This window comes from Frankia sp. ACN1ag (assembly GCF_001414035.1).
Classification (GTDB): Bacteria; Actinomycetota; Actinomycetes; order Frankiales; family Frankiaceae; genus Frankia; species Frankia torreyi.
Window position 1 is genome coordinate 1 of record NZ_LJPA01000059.1, and the last position, 19,345, is coordinate 19,345.

Genomic DNA, 19,345 nt, shown 5'->3' on the forward strand with positions numbered 1-19,345 from the left:
GATCAAAGGGTATGTCACCAACCTGCCCGACCCCGACGCCGAGCAGGTCATCGCCACCTACAGCCGGCTACTCAACGTCGAGAAGAGCTTCCGGATGAGCAAGTCCGACCTCGCCGCCCGGCCGATCTACCACCACACCCGCGAATCGATCGAAGCACACCTGACCATCGTGTTCGCCGCCCTCGCCGTCAGCCGCTGGATCGAGAACACCACCGGCTGGTCCATCCGCAGGTTCGTCACGACCGCCCGCCGCTACCGCACCATCACGATCCAAGCCGGCGACCACACCATCACCGCCGCCGACCCCCTACCCGACGACCTCCAGACAGTCCTCGACGCCATCCACGGCACGCACTAAATGGCCCAAGTCAGGTGGGCCCAGGCCAAGAGCCTCGCCTGACCGCGCCCTTTCCGCGAGTCGCCAGGCCCGGCATCAGGGGAACTGCCCAGAGATGCCGAGCCTGGCGGGTAATTGCATGGAGGTTGTCAGCCGTTCGGCTGCCCGAATCCGTCCACAACCTCCTGCAATTCGGTCATCTCCGACCCTGAGCGGCGGGGCGGTCAGTTGATCAGGGTGATGAGCTGGCGGCCGTCCTGCCAGGTTCCGGTCACGTCGGAGAAGGAGTTGTCCTTCCAACGCAGCAGCCGTATGCCCGTGTTGCAGATGGCCGGGAAAATGTCGATCTGCTTGTTGTCGCAGGTGTACGGGTGGGCCATGACGTTGGGCTGGTCGTGGGTGGCGCGCAGCGCGGTGAGCAGGCCGTCCGAGGTCGGCTGCGGGGTCTTCGCCAGCAGTACCCGCAGGTCGAGCACGGCCGAGAAGGCGCCCTGTGACGCCGAGGTACGGTCCGCCTCCGGCACGGCCTTGCGGTAGGCCACCGTGTCGGCGTCCCCGCCGCTGGATCCGACGGGGAGGTAGCTGGAGGCGAAGTAGAGGTGGTCGGTGCGGCCACCCGCAGCCCGCGGCACCGCGGGTGTGGCGCAGGCGCCGACGAAGTAGATGTCGCTGCGGATGTTCAGTGCCGCCGCAGCCTGGACGATCCGGGCGCACGCCGCCGCCTGGAACACGACGATGATGGCGTCCGGGTTGCCGGCGGCGGCCTGGGTGAGTGCCGGCGCGAAGTCCGCCGCGTCAGATTTCTCGGCGATCAGCCGGACGTCGGTCACACCCTTCTTGCGCAGAACGTTCTGGGATCCCTTGATGGCGGCGGTGAGCAGCCCGGGAAGGTCCACGTACAACGCGTGGGCGCTGCGGATGTGCCGGGTGGCGGTGAGGTAGTCGGTGAGGCCGAGCAGTTCCGCGACCGAGCCACCGGAAAGCGCGAACGCGTTCTTGGAATCGAGTTCCCCGCTGAGCTGCGGGGAACCGGTGACATAGGGGATGTGGGCCGCCTCGTATATCGGCATCGCGGCCTGCGTGCCGAAATCGACGCCGCCGACCACCGCGATCGGCTTTTCCGCGACCAGCCGGTTGGCGCAGTTCTGAGAGGATTCCGGGGAACCATCGGTGGCGCAGGTCGCCAGCCGCAGCGGACGCCCGCCGACGCCGCCGAGCGCGGCATTCGCATAGTTCACGGCGGCCTGCGCCGCCCGCCGTGGCTCCGGGTATGACCCAAGAGTGCTGTTCTCGATGGTGACGAAGCCCAGGGTCACCGGTGGCCCGGTCAGGTGGGTCGCCGAGGCGCCGGCTGCTGCGCCACCCGACGAGCCACCGCGCTGGCTCGTGCAGCCGGCGCCGGCGATGGCGACGGACAGGGCGACGGAGAACGCGAGCAGGACGCGGGAAGCTTGTCTCACGGGCGTTCAAGCTACACTCCAACTCACCCGGTTCCTGGGTGAGACCGCCGGCCGGCGGGACGGGAGTGATTCGGTGACCGCTCGCCCACACTTCCGACCTGCCGCCCGTCCGTCGGCTTCGACGTTGGACATGTGCTCGGGAGCCCCGTGACCACCTATGTAGCTGCAATGCTGCTGGGCCTCGGCCCGGGTGCGGTGTACGCGGCGCTCGGACTCGGACTCGTGCTCACCTACCGAGCCTCCGGCGTCATCAACATCGCGCACGGCGCCTTCGCCATGTACGCCACTTATCAGTATGCCGAGCTGCGCGAGGTCGGTGATCTCGTCCTGCCTGTCGTCGGATTGCCGCCGCGAATTCATCTTACCGACACCCCCACGTTCGGGTTGGCATTGTCGGTTTCTCTTGCGATGGCTGCCCTGCTGGCATTGGCGTCCTATCTGCTGGTCTTCCGGCCGTTGCGGCGGGCCCAGCCGACGATGACCGTCGTCGCCGCGGTCGGCCTCACCATCGCGTTGCAGGCCGTCGCCGTCGTTCAGTTCGGCTCGGACAACCGTTTCCTCGACCCCGTGCTGCCCCAGTCGCCGCTGCACCTGCTCGGCGTCACCGTGCCGAGTGACCGGCTGCTGCTGGCGGGCCTCGTCGTCGTGGCCGCCGCCGGCCTGTGGGCGATGTCGCGCTGGACCATGTTCGGCCTCGCGACCCGGGCCGTCGCCGACGATGCGGAGACCACCGCGCTGCTCGGCCGCCGGCCGGGCTGGATCGCCGCGGCGAACTGGATGCTGGCGGCGGTGCTCGCCGCGCTGGCCGGCATCCTGGTCGCCCCCATCAGCGCGTTGAACCCGACGAGCTACTCGCTGTTCGTCGTGCCCGCGCTCGCCGCGGCCCTGCTCGGCGGGCTGTCCTCGTTCGGCCTGACCGTCGCCGGTGCGCTCGGCCTCGGCGTCGCACAGGGGTTCCTGCTCCCGCTGCAGCAGGACGTGGGCTGGCTCAACCAGCCGGGGCTGCGGGCGCTGCTGCCGATGATCCTCGTCCTCGCCGTGGCGGGCCGGCGCGGGACGCTGATCCCTGGGCGCGCGGCCGGGGCCGTCGGGTCGGTGCCGCTGCCCGTGGTCGAGCCCGCTCGGCGCCCGCTCGGCGGGCTGCTGCTCGGCGTGCCCGTCGGAGTGGTCGCGCTGCTCCTGCTCACCGGCTCCTGGCGGCTCGGGCTCGAACGCAGCCTCGCCGGCGCCGTGGTGTGCCTGTCCTTCGTAGTGCTGACCGGCTACGTCGGCCAGCTCTCGTTGGCGCAGATGTCGCTGGCCGGCGTCGCCGGCTTCCTGCTGGCCCGGCTGGAGGGCGAGCTCGGCGTGCCCTTCCCGATCGCCCCCCTGATCGCCACGTTCGCGGCCGCGGTCGCGGGGCTGTTCCTCGGGGTGGTGTCGCGCCGGCTGCGCGGCGTGGATCTGGCTCTGATCACGCTGGTCGCCGGGGTCGCGATCCAGGAGGCGGTGTTCGGCAACCCGCTGATCACGGGCGGGCTCGCCGGCTCGTCCGTGCCCAATCCGAAGATCTTCGGTCTGGACCTCGGACTGTCCGGGGCCGGCTTTCCCCGGGTCCAGTACGGACTGCTGGCGCTGGCCGTGCTCGCCGCCGGCGGCTACGGTGTGGCCCGCCTGCGCACCGCCGACCTCGGGCGGCGGATGCTCGCGGTGCGGGCCAACGAGCGGTCGGCGGCCGCGGCCGGGATCGATGTACGCCGGACGAAGGTGCTGGCATTCACGCTGTCCGCAGCGCTTGCCGGCCTCGGCGGCTGCCTCATCGGGTACGGCCAGGGCCGGCTGTCCTTCGACTCGTTCGGGGTCACCGCCTCGCTGTTCTTCCTTGCCATCGCGGCCGTCGGCGGGGTGACCAGCGTCGGCGGGGCGTTGGCCGGCGGGCTGCTCGCCCCCGGCGGGCTGGCCTTCACGGCGCTGGACCGCGTTGCCGGGCTCGGCGAATACCAGCAGGTGCTGTGCGGTCTCGCGGTGGTGGTGCTGGCCGTCCTGCGGCCGGCGGGGCTCGTCTACCGGCCCGGCCGCGCCGGCCGGCGGGTCGGCCCGAGCCAGCCCCGGCGCACCGGCTGGCCCGGCGGGAAACTGCGGCCCGGCAGGACCGAGCGGCCTGGCGGGGATGGGCGGCTCGGCGGGGATGAGCGGCTCGGCGGGGATGAACGGCTCGGCGGGGATGAACGGCTCGGCGGGGATGGGCGGCTCGGTGGGGGTGGGGGACCCGGTGCGGATGTGCCCGAGGGTGTCGACGGCGGGCCACCGCGTCTCGCGGAGGGCAACCGGCCCGGCCTGACCGCGTTCCCGCTCAACCCCGGCGGTGTGTCGTGACGGCGTTGTTGTCCGTCGACATGCTCGCGGCCGGGCAGGGCGGTACCCGCATCGTCGAGGGTGTCTCCTTCGGCCTCGAGGCGGGCAGCGTCACCGGCCTCATCGGGCCGAACGGGGCTGGCAAGACGACGCTGATCGACGCGCTCACCGGCTTCGCGACGATCTTCGCCGGCAGCGTGACCCTGGACGGCACCGCGCTGACCGAGCTGCCGGCGCACGAGCGGCAGCGGCTCGGGCTCGCCCGCACCTTCCAGGCCCTGGAGCTGTTCGACAGCCTGGCGGTGGCGGAGAACATCGCCGTGGTGGCGCGCCCGGTGGCCGGGTCGATGGAGGCCGGTCGGCTGGGACTCGCGGCGATTGCCGACCGCCTGCCCGCGACGCTCAGCCATGACGAGCGAGCCGCGGTCGCCCTCGGCCGCGCACTCGCGGCCATGCCGAAGGTCCTGCTGCTCGACGAGCCGGCCGCGGGGCTCGACCCCGGAGATCGGCGCGAGCTGGCCGCGCGCATCCGGCGCATCGCCGGCCGCGGCGTCGCCGTCCTGCTCGTCGATCACGATGTCCAGCTCGTCTTCGACGTCTGCGACCGGGTTCTCGTCCTGGACGGTGGTCGGATCGTCGCCCGCGGGCTCCCCGCGCAGGTCCGGGCGGATCCGGCCGTTCGCGCGGCCTACCTGGGCGGCTCCGACGGCCCCGAGCCCGCCTCGCCGTCCGAGCCCGCCTTGCCGTCCGAGCCCGCCTTGCCGTCCGAGCCGACCGCCACGGCGGTGCCGGCCGTGCCGGCCGCTGCGACCTCGCCGGTCGTCTCCCCATCGCCCCGGCGGCCGCCGACCGCGTCCACGGTGCCGACGGCAGGCACCGAGCTGCTCGAGTTCGAGCGGGTGAGCAGCGGCTACCACGAGGGACCGGTGCTGCGGGAGGTGTCGCTGGTCGTCCGTGCCGGCGAGATCGTGGCGCTGTTGGGGGCGAACGGGGCCGGCAAGACGACCCTGATCCGCACGGCCGCCGGCCTGTTGCCGGCGAGTGCGGGCCGGGTCGGGGTGTTCGGCGAGTGGTTCCGGCGTCCCGCGCCGAGCACGCTTGCCCGGCGAGGGCTGGCCGTCGTCCCGCAGGGGCGGGGGGCGTTGGGCCGGCTGACCGTCCGGGAGAACCTGCGCCTGGCAGCCGGCCGCAGCCACCGCGGCGAGATCGAGCGGGTCCTGGGCTGGTTCCCGGCGCTGGGCGGCCTGCTCGACCGGCCGGCCGGGGAGCTGTCCGGCGGCGAGCGCCAGCGGCTCGCGTTGGCCGTCGCCCTCGTGCGCCGGCCGCGGTTGCTGCTGGTGGACGAGCTGTCGTTCGGCCTGGCGCCCGGCGTCGCGCCGCGGCTGCTCGAGCTGCTGCGCGGAATCGCGGCCGAGACGTCGACCGGTGTGCTGCTCGTCGAGCAGTTCGCCGCCCTCGCGCTGCGGGTGGCCGACCGCGGCTACGTGCTCGACCGCGGTCGGGTCGCGCTCGCCGCGCCCGCCGCGCAGCTCGCTGCCCGCCCCGACCTCATCGAGGCGAGCTACCTCGGCGAGGCACCGGCCGTTCCCCCCGGGCCGCACCCAGACCCGCCGCCCTGCCTCGGGACGGCAGCCTCCTGACAGATCGCGCCCTGACGGATTGGGCCGGCGTGATGGACGCGATCGACTGACGGCCGCTAGCCGAGTGGTTTATGGTGACCATGCGCGAATTGATCGCGGGAGCTCCACCGAGGGGCTGAGAGGGTGGCTAGGGCCGCCGACCGCAGAACCTGTCCGGGTAATGCCGGCGTAGGGAGTTCATATGATGTCGCCAATCGACCGTTCTTTCTCGTCTCCTTCTTCCGAGAATTTTCCCGGCCTCGGCGAGGCGGATTCCCGGCCGGAATCCGAGGCCATCCCGGGGGGCATTCCGAACGGTTTTCCGGCGGCCTCGCCGGGCCGGACGCCGGCCCGGCCTGCGTCCGAAGGGTCACCTGCCGCGTCCCAGGAGTCGCCGGCCGCGCCCCGGGCGACGGCCGTCTCGACCGGGCCGCTGGCGGGCAGCCGCAAGACCTGGCTCGTCGGCGCGGACCCCGACCTGCGGGTGCCGATGCGGGAGGTCGTCCTCACCACCGGGGACAGCGTCGTGCTCTACGACACCTCCGGCCCGTACACGGATCCGGCGACGGACGTCGACGTGCGCCGGGGCCTGCCGCCGCTGCGGGCACGGTGGATCGCCGAGCGCGGGAACACCGCTCCGGCCGGCGGGCGGGGCGCGCTACGGGCCCGGCCCGGCGGGGGAGCCGTCACCCAGCTCGCCCACGCGCGCCGGGGAGAGATCACCCGGGAGATGGAGTTCGCCGCCCTGCGCGAGGGGCTGCCCGTCGAGACCGTGCGGGCCGAGATCGCCGCCGGGCGCGCCGTCCTGCCGGCGAACGTGAACCATCCCGAGTCCGAGCCGATGGTGATCGGCCGGTCCTTCCTGGTGAAGATCAACGCGAACCTCGGCAACTCGGCCGTGACCTCCTCGATCGAGGAGGAGGTCGAGAAGATGGTCTGGGCGACCCGGTGGGGCGCCGACACCGTCATGGACCTGTCCACCGGTGCGGACATCCACCGGACCCGCGAGTGGATCCTGCGCAACTCCCCGGTCCCGGTCGGCACGGTGCCCATCTACGAGGCGTTGGAGCAGGTCGGCGGCCGGCCCGAGGCGCTGACCTGGGAGGCCTACCGGGACACCGTCATCCGCCAGTGCGAGCAGGGGGTGGACTACATGACGGTCCACGCCGGGGTGCTGCTGCGCTACGTGCCGCTGACCGCGCGGCGCCGGACCGGGATCGTCTCGCGCGGCGGTTCGATCCTGGCCTCCTGGTGCCTCGCCCACCACGAGGAGAACTTCCTCTACACCCACTTCGCCGAGCTGTGCGAGATCCTCGCCGCCTACGACGTGACGTTCTCGCTCGGCGACGGCCTGCGGCCCGGCTCGATCTCCGACGCCAACGACGACGCCCAGCTCGCCGAGCTCGCCACCCTGGGCGAGCTGACCCGCGTCGCGTGGGAGCACGACGTGCAGGTGATGGTGGAGGGGCCCGGCCACGTCCCGCTGCACCGGGTCGAGGAGAACGTCCGGCTGCAGCGGGAGATCTGCCACGACGCGCCGTTCTACACGCTCGGGCCGCTCACCACCGACGTCGCCCCCGGCTACGACCACATCACCTCGGCGATCGGCGCCGCGGTGATCGGCTGGCACGGCACCGCGATGCTCTGCTACGTCACCCCGAAGGAGCATCTCGGTCTGCCCGACCGAGACGACGTCAAGGCCGGCGTCATCGCCTACAAGATCGCGGCCCATGCGGCGGACCTCGCCAAGGGGCATCCCGGCGCCCGGGCCTGGGACGACGCGCTGTCGGACGCCAGGTTCGAGTTCCGCTGGGCCGACCAGTTCCACCTGGCGATGGACCCGGACACCGCCCGGTCGTACCACGACGAGACCCTGCCGGCCCCCGCCGCGAAGACGGCCCACTTCTGCTCGATGTGCGGACCGCACTTCTGCTCGATGAAGATCTCCCACCAGGTGCGGGCCGCCGGAGACGGCACCGCCGCGACCGACCCGGCCGCCCCGGCCCTGACCTCAACCCCGGGCGCGGGGGACGAGGCGGTCGCCGCGGGGCTGCGGGCCAAGGCCGCGGAGTTCGCCGCCGCCGGCAACCGGATCCACCTCCCGATCGCCGGCCCCTGAGCATCGCGGCTGCGAGCCAGGCCCGCGGGCTGTCGCCGCGGGTCAGGTCCGCGGGGGAGAGCCGGGGAAGGGCGGCGCCTCGCTCGGCCGGTATCGGCCCTCGATCGCCCGGCGGATCCCGTCGACGAAGGTGCGCCGCGCCTCGTCGCCATCCAGGTCGACGAGGTCGATGGAGTTGATGCCCTGCAGCAGCCCTTCGGCCTTCGAGCGGTTCGCGGCGACCCGCACCGGGATCAGGCGCCGTTTCATCCCGGTCGGGTCCGACCTCCAGGCCGTCTGCCACTCGGCCTGCACCTTTTCCGAGGCCAGGTAGTGCTCGGAGAGGATCACGAGGGTCCGCTTCGAGCGGGACACCGCCTCGTCGAGGCGCCCCACCAGGTGATCCCCGGCGACGACGTCCCAGGTGTCGAGATGCACCTGGAAGCCCTGTTGCTCGAGCTGCCAGGCACACCACTCACCCCAATCGCTGTCCTCCTCCGCGGCGGAGACGAGAAAGTCCCACCCGGCCGCGGTGCGCGGCTCCTCGGCGACGATCGACGCCACCGGCGGCGGAACCGACCGCTGATCCGCCGCGGGCACCCGCGGGCCGTCGGCCGGCCCCTCGCCCCCCGCGGGCACCTGGACCCAGGCGGGGCCGGCGAGGCCGGGGACGCCCGTCTCGACCCGCCGGAACGAGCCGGGATCCAGATCGCGCCGCCGTCGATCGACGGTGGCCGCGAACAGCGTGCCCGAGATGATGACGGCCATCTCCGTGGTGGGGAACTCCCCGAGCAGGCGGCTGAGGGCGGGCGTGTCGACGAGGCGCGAGGCCGCCTGGGCGGCGTCACTTCGGGCGGCGTCACTTCGGGCGGCGTCACTTCGGGCGGCAGCGCTGTCGTCGGCGACGGCCCGCCCCTGGTGCAGCGCGACCCGCAGCCGGACCCGACCGCTCTCGCCCCGCGGCCGGTTGTAGGTGTGCAGCACTCCCCGCAGCTCCCGCACGAGATCCGCGACCACGAGCTCCGCCGGCACGTCGTCGCGGACCGCGCCGAGCAGCCCGCCGCCCCGGTCCTGGACACTCACCGCGTCGGCCGGCAGGTCGCAGTGCTGCGCGGCGAGGCCCACGAGCTGGCACAGTCCGTCCCGCCAGGCCACCGGCACCCCCGCCGGGCCGAATCGAACCGGATCGATGGCGAACAGGACACCGCCGGCCGGCGCGTGCACCTCCCCGGAGCCCGTCCCGGGCGGGCCCGCCGTCGGTGCCGCACCGTCGGCCGGGGGACCCGCGGCCGGTGCCGACCCGGCCGGCTCGACGACCGCGGCGAAGACCTTGTTGGCGGGGTAGAGAGCCGCCGCCACCGCCAGGATGTTGGCCCGGCCGTCCGCCAGCACCCCCTGGCGAAGCTGGTGATTGACGTCATCCCAGAACTCCAGGGGAGTCTGGGACGTCCAGGACGGCTGCCGCCGCCGTTCCAGACCGGCCCGTTCGAGCATCGCCATGGCGGTGGACGGGCGGTGGAAGGCGTTCGCGAGCGTCTCCACCTCGATGTCGGTCAGCCGTTCCGTCACCGCTCCCCCCGAACCGTCCCGCCGCACCGGCAGCCAGACCTGGCAAGCGCCGCACCGCCGCCGTCCGCGCCGGGTTCCGCGACTCCCGCCGGATGCTGCTGGCCGATCTTACGTTGCGACCGACTCGGGCGCGCATAGCGTGCATTCACCAGCACAATCGGTCAGACATCCGGTGGCGGGCAATGCCGCACGCGGGCCGCCGGGGGCATCCACCCACCGGCGCCCGGGGCCGGGTGAATCGGCCGTTCGTGGCGGCTTGACCGGGCAGCCGGGCCGCTCCATACTCCAACGAATCTGTCGCTTCGAGCGTATGAACCATGACGGAGAGTAGCCCGAGGGCCTGCTCGTTCCGGCGGGGGATATTCGCTGCCGGCGCCGTGTCGGGGGGCACCTTATTTTCACTGTCCGTCCTGTGCGTATCGACGCGCGCGGCGCCGTGCCGCGCGCCGCGGACGCCGTCCTCCGGGCTCGGGGAGCGCGGCTGTGACGGCGCCGGCGGGGCAGCCGACGCAGCTCGCCCGCATCGGTCTGTGGGGCGCCTCGCAGAGCGGGAAGACGACCTTCCTCGCCGCGCTCAACATCGCCGCGATCAGCCAACCCACCACCCCGGGCGGCCCATCCTGGATCGTCATCGGCGGCGACGACGACGCGGGGGCGTTCCTGTCCGAGAACACCGACCTGTTGCAGAGCCGGCACGTCTTCCCCTCCGCGACCCCGGGCCTGACGGCGCTGAGCTGGCGGTTCATCGGTCCGGCGCGGGGCGGCCGGCGTGCGGGCCGCCCCCTGCGCCGCGGCCCACGGCCGGAGAACACGGTCTTCGCCGTCGAGTTACTGGACGCGCCCGACGAGTGGGAGCTGCTGCTCGACCACCTGAGCAGGTGCGACGGGCTGGTCTATCTGTTCGATCCGGTCCGGGAAGAACGCAACAGCGACGCCTACGAGTTCTTCCAGCGCACCCTGGAGCAGGTCACCCGGCGGTGTTTCGAGGCCAACCGCCTGCGCGGCGGAAAACTGCCGCACTTCCTGGCGGTGTGCGTCACGAAGTTCGACGAGCCCGCGGTGTTCCGCCAGGCGTTCCGGACGGGTGTGGTACTCACCGGCGACGAGCCGGAGCGCATCCCCCGGGTGCCCGACAACCTCGCGAAGACCTTCTTCGACCGGCTGTGCGACGAGGGTCATGAGGGTTCGGCCCGGCTGGTCCGCGGGAGCATCAACACCTTCTTCCATCCCGACCGGATCTCCTATTTCGTCAGCTCGTCCGTGGGCTTCCACATCGGGCCGTCGGGGTACTTCCGCGCACACGACTTCGCCAACGTCGTCAAGACCGGCGGGGAGGCGCGCATCCGTGGCGCGATCCGGCCGATCAACGTGCTGGAGCCGTTCCTCTGGCTGGAGGAGAGCACGCGGTCGGCCCCCCGCAGGAGGTGAGCGCGCCGGTGGCCGGGAACGCCGTGCGCCTGCCCGGCGGACGGCGGCATCGGCGTCGCGCGGCCGTCGGTCAGGTGGCGCCCCGCACCGCTCACGCCTGTCATGCCCGCCGCCGGTCGTCGTCGCTCGGGAGGGGCAGGGTGTCGCGGCGCGGCAGCGGCGGGTCGTAGCGGGTGGTCAGCGGCTCGTGATCCGGGGTGACCGTGGGCTCGTCCCCGTCGTAGGTGAGGTCCCCGTCGTAGGTGAGATCGTCGTTGTAGGTGAGGTCGTCGGGGGTGCGGCTGGCGAGATCGGGCCGCGTGGGCGGCGCCGGCGGCCGGTTCGGCGGCACGGGTCGGCCAGGCCGGGCGGCCGGCCTTTCGACCGGCGTCTCCCAGCCCCGGTTGCGCCCGGACGGGCCTGGCGGACCGCCCGGTACCTGGAGGCTGCCCGTCCCTGGCGGCGGTGCCGTGGCGACATAGTCGTCGAAGGAGTTGTGGATCCGGCCGAGCTCGCGGTCGCGCCAGGCGTCCAACGCCGCGTTCGCGACCTCCTCCTGGACCGCGGCCGTCCGCCGGGCCAGCCGCTCGATCGCCGGATCCTTCTGCTCCCTTGTCACCTGGGCCTCGAGGTAGGCGTCCTGGCCGTCGAGGAGCACGGTCGCCCGCCGCCGCGCCGACATCTCCTCCTCCGCGATGAGCTGGTTGCGCTCCTCGATCGCGACGACCTTCTCGTAGGTGGTCAGCTTGCCGAAGGACATCAGGAACTTGACCAGGATCGGCAGGCATTCGATCGCGGTGATGAACAGCAGCAGCACCAGGTGCGCGTTGGCGAGGGTGCGGTGGTCGGGATCGCTGGTGATGCGGTCCAGCGCCTCCATCCGGATGAGCAGCCCGGTGTTGTCGCCGTTCTGGCGGTTGAACGCCGCCCGGTCGTTGCGCTGCCCGGTCTCCAGGGCGGCGATCTGGGCGTTGAGCGCGGGAAGCTGGTTGTTCGCGTTCTGCGTCGCGCTGGACCGGCCGGCCTGCTGGCGGGACCGCGCGGCGTCGACGGCGGCGGTCAGCTTCGGCTGCAGCTCGTTGATCTGCGCCTGGATGCCGTCGCGCAGCGAGACCTTGAGCCGGTAGTTCGAGCCCTGCCCCGCCTTGTTCGGCTGGCCCGGGCAGGTGCCGAGGCTCTCGCAGAGCACGTCGGCGTTCGCCTGGGCCAGCCGGGTCTGCAGGCCGTCCATCTGCCGCTGCAGGGGGGCGACCTCCGGGTCGGTGCTCACGTCCACCCCGGTGGTGCCGACCTTGACCAGGGCGTCGCGCTGGGCGCGCAGCCGGGTCAGCTCCTGGTCGCGCGGGTCGGTGGTGATCCGCTGCTCGAACGCGGCCGCGTCCTCGGCGTGCATCTGGGTGATCTCGGTGTCGATCTCCGGCTGGAAGATCCGCAGGACCAGGGGGGTCGAGATGACCAGCCCGATGAGGATCGCCAGCACCAGCCGCGGCAGCATGAGCAGCGCGTTGAGGTACCAGTGGTCCTGGCGCTGCACGGACGCGACCAGCCATCGGTCCAGCGCCATGATCGCCAGACCCCAGCCGAGCCCGACGAGCAGGCAGACCGGGATCGGCAGCTTCAGCGCCATCCGCAACGCGAACGTGGACGAGAGGGTGGCCATCGCCGCCGTCGTGAGCACCGCGCTGCCCACGCCCACGTACTTGGCCCGGTCGTGCCGCAGCCGGCCGAGGATCTCCCGGTCGGCGCCGGACAGCCAGAGCAGGAACCGGCTCACCGCACGTCCACCTTCCGCCACGACGGCCGGGCCGACCACCACGGCCGGGCCGACCATGGGGCCGTGGGCCCGGCGCCGGCCGGCCTGGGTGCGCCGGCCGCCCTCGGTGGGGCCGCCGGCCTGCTGGGCAGGGCAGCCGTCGCCCAGGGTCGGCGGGGTTCAAGGCGGTGNAGGGCATCAGCGGCGGGCAACCGTGGCTGGAGATCGTCTGCGCGCAGCCCGGCCATCCTCGATCCGTCCGCAAGGGGCCAACAAGATCACTGCCCGCGAGGATGAAGCCCGGAGTCCAGCACGCCCGAACGTCCTGGTTCATGCGGGACGTCGAAGCCTCTCTCCCCCGAGAGCCCCTCATGGTACGCGGAACACGTGCACGTAGCGACCACACCGATGCGTGTTGTGGTAGCCGCGTCATGCTGCCAAGCTGTGCCGTCGCTCGCCGGCCGGCCCCGCCGCCCGCGTGCCCGCCTTCCTCCCGTCTCATCGGCACCTTCCCGGTGAGCCGCGCGGACGGCACGGGAGCGACCCGCGACTCCGTCGCGGGCACTGGCCAGGCGGGATGCCCCACGTCCGCCACTCACCACGAGCATCGGACAAACTACAGATGGCCCCACGTCGACGCGGTCCCTGAGTCGCTCCCGCGGTGCTGTAAGCTGGCACCGCCGGCCACCACGGTGGCGGGCGCGCGCTCGTAGCTCAACGGACAGAGCATCTGACTACGGATCAGAAGGTTGGGGGTTCGATTCCCTCCGAGCGCACGCACGGTTGAGACAGGCCAGAGCCCCGCACCCCCATCCAAGGTGCGGGGCTCTGCCGCTTCCGGACCACAAGTACTGCCATTTGTACTGCCATTGCTGCGGCAGTACTGTCGGACGGCTCACACGACCCCCTCCTGTTGGTCGCTGTCCGTAGCGTCGGCCGGGTGGCGGAGGCGGGTCAGGACGTCGTCCATACCGGCCGTCCCGCGCCGAACGTCCTCCAGCACGGCGACGCAGATATCGGCGGTCGTGGCAAGTCGGGTGTGCCGCAGCAGGGGGCGGATCTCGTTCATGACCCCGGGCCGGGAGAGCATGTTGGCCCCGGTGCGCCGGAGATCATGCACGTGGGTCAGCCCACCCGCTGCCAAACTTATCCGCCAGCCGCCCACCGAGACCAGCGTTAGACGCATCGTGGGTGGCGCCCGCGGTCACCGGGTTACACTTGCTCCGTCTGCTCACTTCGGGGGTTCCTCAGACCGTGTCTGTTCTCGATGCTGTGNATGGAGTGACCGCAATACCTTTTGCAGTTGTAGGTTTTGGGGTTACCTTCTGGCAGTTGAGAAAAACCAAAGATGCAGCTAATGCGGCGTCTGATGCGGCGCGTCGCGCTCAGCGGCAGATCTCGCGAGGAAACATCTTGATGTTGCTTCCCCAGATACAGCGGATTGAGGATGAGCTAGAGCGTGCGATTCAATTGGACCAGGTGCAGTTAGCAATTTCCTGGCTGGCGACCTGGCGTTGGCAGGCGGGGCAACTTCGCGGGCTTCTTCCCAATGAAAATAATCAAAGAAGGAGGCTGCACCGATCATTGCAAGCCTCAATATCTGTTGCGGCCGAAACTAAGATTCGACTGTTGGATCCCGCTCAGGCATCAGATCTCGTCGCCATCACCAATGCGGTGCGGGCGGCCATTGCGGCGGTAACGAACGAGCTGGGTGCCCTTGCGGTCGAGTACGGCGCCTCGACAGAGGAGGGAAGCTGAGTTGGCAGAATTTACGACTGCTCAAATGATTGCGATTGTTGAGGGGCTTACCGCAGAGCTAAGGGCAGGAGAAGAAGGGTGGAGCCTCCAAGCTTCATCAAGAAGGAAGGATATCTTTTCCTATTCCACGGCGAATTTTACAATCCGCCTTTCAAGTCAAGATGAGGACTCGCTCCCACCGTATGTAGTGGAGATTATTGACGCGGAGGGAATCTTACTAGATTCGGTGCACACGGGTAGACTAGGCCATAGCGGCCTAGACGAACGCTTGAGGAGCTCTGCGGAAACCCTGTATCAGCTCGCGCGTCGGCGTAGTTTGAATATAGACGAGAAGATAAAAAACCTCCTGACGGATCTTAATATCGACTCGTCAGTCGTTACTGAAATTGAAAACTCCGATGATCCATGGGGGTCTCCGCCTGTAGGTGATCCCCCCTTCTAAATTGCATTTTTGAGAACATGGTCTTAGTGTAGAAAGTGGCACTTGTATGCGTGGGCTGTCAAGCTGAAAAGAATGCCGCGACGTCCAGCCTCTAGCTCAAGAGGTGAAAAGCATACAACTGGTGCATTCGGCGCATTATTGACTAATGCGGACGCATCTGTTGCAGAACTTGTATTCTCGCTTGACGGAGAGTCGACCCGATCAGTGCGCTTCAGATAGCTACTCGGCTACCCGCCCGCTACGCACCGATCTATCAGTCTTTGCGAAACCAGCTCTAATCCGCTGGTCGGGTCGCCAGTCAGCGGGGTCTCCAGCCATGGCCCGATGATCCGGGCGGTATCTCACCGTCGCGCACGCCAGGGGGCCGAAAAGTAAGCAGTGGGCACGCCAGTGCATGACCGGAAGGCAGAGCCAGTTGCAGCGGACAGCCCGACCCGTCCGCCTTGCCAGTTGCGAGACTGTCTGTGGTCACCCGTGAGAAGTTCGAGCAAGGTCATTTCTTCTGAGCTGGTGAGTAGACTCGTGCTGGTCAGGCTAGGCGGGAGCGCACCTCGGCGTGACAGCCGAGCTGACAGCCAAGCCGACGGACGGAGGCGGACGCGGACGCACGCCAGCGGACGAGTCTTGGCAGGTTCTCGGGCTCGGCGGACGTCTACGGACATGCCCAGAAGATCCAGATATATCTACGAATCAGAAGGTTGGGGGTTCGATTCCCTCCGAGCGCACGCACGGTTGAGACAGGCCAGAGCCCCGCACCCCCATCCAAGGTGCGGGGCTCTGCCGCTTTCGAACCCATGTGTGCTGCAGTCTGTGCTGCCTTCGGCGGGCGCCGTCGCGATGGTCATCGTGCGAGATCTCGTCTCCGCGCCGCTTCGTAGCGGTCGCGGGGTCGCGAGGCGTTCGGCGCTCCCACCCTACCTGGAGATCACATCTGTGACCGGGCCGCGCTGGGCCCGGAGGCGCTTGGCTCTGAGTACCTGTCCTGAATCTTGATGGTCATTGACTCTCGGTGGTCTTCCTGGGGGCCCAGCGTGGGACGGGGGTGCCGTGGGCGAGCCGGCGGGCCATCGTGCGGATCATGGCCCAGTAGACGAAGGCGGCAGAGCTGGCCGGGTCGCGTTCGTAGTCTCGAGCGAGGCGACGGTGCGCGGTGATCCACGCCAGCGTGCGTTCTACAACCCAGCGTTTCGGGAGCGGCCGGAAGCCTTGCTGGCCTTCTTCCTTCCGGACGATCTCAACGGTGGTCCTCACGACGTCCGCCGCCCAGGCGACGAACCGGCCGGCGAACCCTGCATCGGCGACCAGGAAACGGCAGGTCGGGGTGGTGAAGTAGTGGTCGACCAGCAGTTGGCGGGCGCCGTCGCGGTCCTGACGGCCGGCGGGGACGACACGCACGGCCAGCAGCAGACCGAGGGTGTCCACGACGATGAACCGCTTGCGGCCGTTGACCTTCTTTCCCGCATCATAGCCGCGGGTCGGGGCGGCCACCGTGGCAGCGCCCTTCACCGACCGGGAGTCGATCACCCCGGCGGTCGGTGTGGCGCTACGGCCCTCGGCCTGGCGGACCTCACCGCGCAGCCCGTCGTGGACCGTGATGGTGACGCCCGTTTTCTTCCACCGCTCGAAGAACCCGTAGACCGTCTTCCAGGGCGGGAAGTCCGCCGGCAGCGCCCGCCACACGACGCCGTTATGGGTCACATAGAGGATCGCGTCCACGATGTCACGCCGGTCGTGCTTCTCGGGCCGGCCGTCCTTCGACGCCACCGGCAGCAGCGGCTGCACGTAGGCCCACTCCGCGTCCGTGAGATCCGAGGGATACCGAACAGAACGTGCCATCTCCACGACCTACCAGCCCCACCGGCAGCCCGAAACCTCCCACCCCTACGGCACTCTCCGCACCTCAAACCAAGATTTAGGACAGGCACTGAGGCCGGAGGTGGCGGATGAAGCCGACGACGCCTCGGTTGATCACGCATGATCGGCCACCCAAGCTTCCTCGTCCGGCGAACGCAACAGTCCCACTGCGCGATGCTGGGCTGCGGGGGCCGGTCCGACGCTGGACGGTCCCGCAGCCGTTTATTCGGCAGATCTACCGTCCCCGATCTCTGATACTGGAGACATGGCGGACGACCACGACCTGAACCGCGTAGTCGGGCGGGATGATGAGCGCGGGCCGGCCGAGGTGATGGTCCATCGGCCCGGGACGGACGGCGGCGTCTCGGCGCGGGTAGACGGCCCNCCGGGTCAACGGATTCTGCGGGCTGACGTATGGCGCGCCGACGGTGTGATGGCCGGCGACGAAAACATTCAGAGGAACGTCTCTTACCTGCGGCTGGACGAACCTCGAGTGACGTGCGATTCGGCGATCGTGGGCGCGGCGTCGATGCGGGCGTTCCACGCCTTGACGGAGAATCCGGGCAGCTCGCTGCGGCGAATGGAGTTCCAGCGGGCGCTTACACGCCAGCGTAATATCGGCGCTGCGGCGTCAGGGCGGGTGGCTTATGGGGCGGCGCGCGGTCCGGCCCGGGTGATGTCCTACTCGGTCCGGGTACGCTCCTCGTGCGGCGTCGTCGTAGGAGACAGGAACGTCCAGAGCAATCGTTTTAATTATACGATGAAGACGCCTACTCTCTCAATTCACGAGATCGCGGCATTCCGTCCCAAAGTCGCCAGTATGGTGGTTCGGTTGGTTGCCCGACCCGACGACGAGCAGCGAATTCGGGCTCTCGGCAAGGAAATCGACCGTGCGGTACATGGCCTTGGAGATCGGCTTTGGCTCACCCCAGCCGTTCAGTCGGCGCCCGGATTGGGCCGCTGCGCCGGAATCGTCATCGGCCGAGACAACAAGCAGGTCAACACCTCGCAGGTGCGGGTGCGCTCGGTTGACGTTGATGGCGTCGTAGCGTCATTGCGCGAGCAGGCTTCCGATGCTGCCGAGATTCGACGTCTGGACGCCGAATACGCCAGGCTCGCCGCCCTGCTCGACGGGCCGGCCGCCGGCGTCCCGGTCGACCTTGCGGCCGTCGGCGAGGAGGCGATCGCAAACCGGAATCGTTACCTGGAGATCCAGGAGCGCCAGCTGGCCCGGTTCGACGACGAGGCCGTCATCACGCGCGGAGACCGGGCCGAGGTGGCCCAGCTGCTCGACGCGGCGCGGGTCGCGGTCGCGGTCCATGCAGCGAGCGTGGAGGTCTGGCTGGCTGAGGCCGCCGACCCGCCGTCAGTGCCCGAGCCATCAAAGGGCATCCTTCTCCGCATCGCCGAGGCCCTCGGGCTGATCCGCCCCCGCGAGCCGGATGCTGATATCGCAGACATATCGACCCTGGACGGGATCGACTTCACGGCGACGCCAGTTTGGCCGGACGGGCCTGAGCCCTCAGTGCCGCGGGAGCCGGTTCGGCCGGGGGAGCCGGAGCGGTGGGGGGAGCCGAGCGAAGCGTCACCTCCGGAGGAACCGGACCCGTTGGATCTACGGGATGTGACTCTCCCGGACGAGCCCGGGCTATTGGTGCCGGCGGAGTCAAGTGAAACGCCACTCCTGGACGGGCCGGATCAGGTAGATCTATGGAACGTGGGGCTTACGGATGCGCTTGAGACGTCGGTTCCGGGGGGGCTCAGCGAGATGTCACTCCCGGAGGGACTGAGTCCATTCGACTCATTGGGCGTCACGTTTCCGGGCGGAACGGAGCCGATTTCTTCGTGGCATTCGGTGGTGGAGGCCGCCGCCGCGCCGGGTTCATCGGATGACTGGATAAGATCAACTCCGCCATCGTCGTGGGACCTCTGGCCGCCAGCGCTCCTTGATACTGCCAGGCACGACGACATCCACGGGCCCGGGAGGATCGTCGACATGAATGGCAGGGACGACGTCGACGATATTGATTACATTGACGACATCGGGAGCATGGGCTGGTTCTAGGTAGAAGGTGAGGGATCGGCCGCGCTCCGCGGCGGCCGTCTGCGTAGTTCCCGTTCGAGATCACGCCGCACCATCGGGGTCAGTTCCGCGCGCAGCTCGGTTTTGATGCGCTCGATCTCCTCCGCTCCGACCTCTGCCCGCAGTTCATCGCCCATTGCTTGGCGTAGCTCTTCTTTCAGCCGCTCGCGAGCCAGCGCCAGTTCGGCGGCTGACCGCTCGGCGTCCCGTCGGGAGCGGAGCCACGGCCCGAGCTCGATCGCCTTGGCCGCCCCGGCGGTCAGGGTGGCGGTGTCAGGACCGGGTCCTCCGACGCCGATCAGCCCGCGCAACTGCTCGGATCTCAGTAGATGAACGTGGGTGCCGTCCCCGTCGGTCACGCACAGAAGCGGCCCGAGTAGGACCTGACTTGGGCCATTTAGTGCGTGCCGTGGATGGCGTCGAGGACTGTCTGGAGGTCGTCGGGTAGGGGGTCGGCGGCGGTGATGGTGTGGTCGCCGGCTTGGATCGTGATGGTGCGGTAGCGGCGGGCGGTCGTGACGAACCTGCGGATGGACCAGCCGGTGGTGTTCTCGATCCAGCGGCTGACGGCGAGGGCGGCGAACACGATGGTCAGGTGTGCTTCGATCGATTCGCGGGTGTGGTGGTAGAT

Annotated in this window: 10 protein-coding genes, 1 tRNA gene, 2 pseudogenes and 1 riboswitch; of the genes and pseudogenes, 6 read left to right on the top strand and 7 right to left on the bottom strand. The window is 69.9% G+C overall.

Annotated features, from left to right (window positions below; all coding sequences use genetic code 11):
- Positions 1 to 358 (top strand): annotated as a pseudogene (locus tag UK82_RS29545) (IS1634 family transposase); the annotation flags it as partial.
- A gap of 203 nt (positions 359 to 561) precedes the next feature.
- Here the strand turns inward: UK82_RS29545 and UK82_RS29550 are convergent.
- Complete coding sequence (locus tag UK82_RS29550; RefSeq protein WP_055410695.1) at positions 562 to 1,797, bottom strand: ABC transporter substrate-binding protein; 1,236 nt, start codon at positions 1,795 to 1,797, stop codon at positions 562 to 564.
- 147 nt (positions 1,798 to 1,944) lie between these two features.
- Between UK82_RS29550 and UK82_RS29555 the strand changes: the two genes are divergently transcribed.
- The 3 genes from UK82_RS29555 to thiC all read left to right on the top strand — a co-directional run bounded on the left by UK82_RS29555 (position 1,945) and on the right by thiC (position 7,869).
- Entirely contained in the window at positions 1,945 to 4,152 is a 2,208-nt protein-coding gene (locus UK82_RS29555) for an ABC transporter permease subunit (protein WP_055410708.1), read from the top strand.
- Entirely contained in the window at positions 4,149 to 5,771 is a 1,623-nt protein-coding gene (locus UK82_RS29560) for an ATP-binding cassette domain-containing protein (RefSeq protein ID WP_063897607.1), read from the top strand. Before UK82_RS29555 ends, UK82_RS29560 begins: the two co-directional genes overlap by 4 nt.
- Positions 5,772 to 5,856: 85 nt before the next feature.
- Positions 5,857 to 5,963: riboswitch (TPP riboswitch) on the top strand.
- Complete coding sequence (gene thiC / locus UK82_RS29565) at positions 5,956 to 7,869, top strand: phosphomethylpyrimidine synthase ThiC (RefSeq protein WP_055410712.1); 1,914 nt, start codon at positions 5,956 to 5,958, stop codon at positions 7,867 to 7,869. (Overlaps the previous riboswitch by 8 nt.)
- Before the next feature lie 42 nt (positions 7,870 to 7,911).
- On the opposite strand, the gene UK82_RS41910 is transcribed toward thiC, so the two are convergent.
- Positions 7,912 to 9,417 (bottom strand): toll/interleukin-1 receptor domain-containing protein, encoded by a 1,506-nt coding sequence (locus UK82_RS41910; protein WP_083507436.1) that lies wholly within the window; start codon positions 9,415 to 9,417, stop codon positions 7,912 to 7,914.
- Positions 9,418 to 9,900: 483 nt separating this feature from the next.
- Between UK82_RS41910 and UK82_RS29575 the strand changes: the two genes are divergently transcribed.
- A complete protein-coding gene (locus UK82_RS29575) occupies positions 9,901 to 10,845 on the top strand; it encodes a hypothetical protein (RefSeq protein WP_055410699.1) in 945 nt (314 codons plus the stop codon).
- A 100-nt stretch (positions 10,846 to 10,945) separates the two neighbouring features.
- Here the strand turns inward: UK82_RS29575 and UK82_RS29580 are convergent, their stop codons facing one another.
- Entirely contained in the window at positions 10,946 to 12,598 is a 1,653-nt protein-coding gene (locus UK82_RS29580) for a DUF4407 domain-containing protein (protein WP_161849187.1), read from the bottom strand.
- A gap of 682 nt (positions 12,599 to 13,280) precedes the next feature.
- Here UK82_RS29580 and UK82_RS29585 point away from each other — a divergent pair.
- Positions 13,281 to 13,353, top strand: a tRNA-Arg gene (locus UK82_RS29585).
- Between the two features lie 119 nt (positions 13,354 to 13,472).
- On the opposite strand, the gene UK82_RS29590 is transcribed toward UK82_RS29585, so the two are convergent.
- From UK82_RS29590 to UK82_RS29610, 4 genes and pseudogenes are all read right to left on the bottom strand, one after another.
- Complete coding sequence (locus UK82_RS29590) at positions 13,473 to 13,697, bottom strand: hypothetical protein (protein WP_201784260.1); 225 nt, start codon at positions 13,695 to 13,697, stop codon at positions 13,473 to 13,475.
- Between the two features lie 2,076 nt (positions 13,698 to 15,773).
- Positions 15,774 to 16,613, bottom strand: a complete 840-nt coding sequence (locus UK82_RS29595) for an IS5 family transposase (RefSeq protein WP_044886557.1) — start codon at positions 16,611 to 16,613, stop codon at positions 15,774 to 15,776.
- A gap of 2,079 nt (positions 16,614 to 18,692) precedes the next feature.
- Complete coding sequence (locus UK82_RS29605; RefSeq protein ID WP_055410706.1) at positions 18,693 to 19,073, bottom strand: hypothetical protein; 381 nt, start codon at positions 19,071 to 19,073, stop codon at positions 18,693 to 18,695.
- 38 nt (positions 19,074 to 19,111) lie between these two features.
- Positions 19,112 to 19,345: pseudogene (locus UK82_RS29610) on the bottom strand (IS1634 family transposase); the annotation flags it as partial.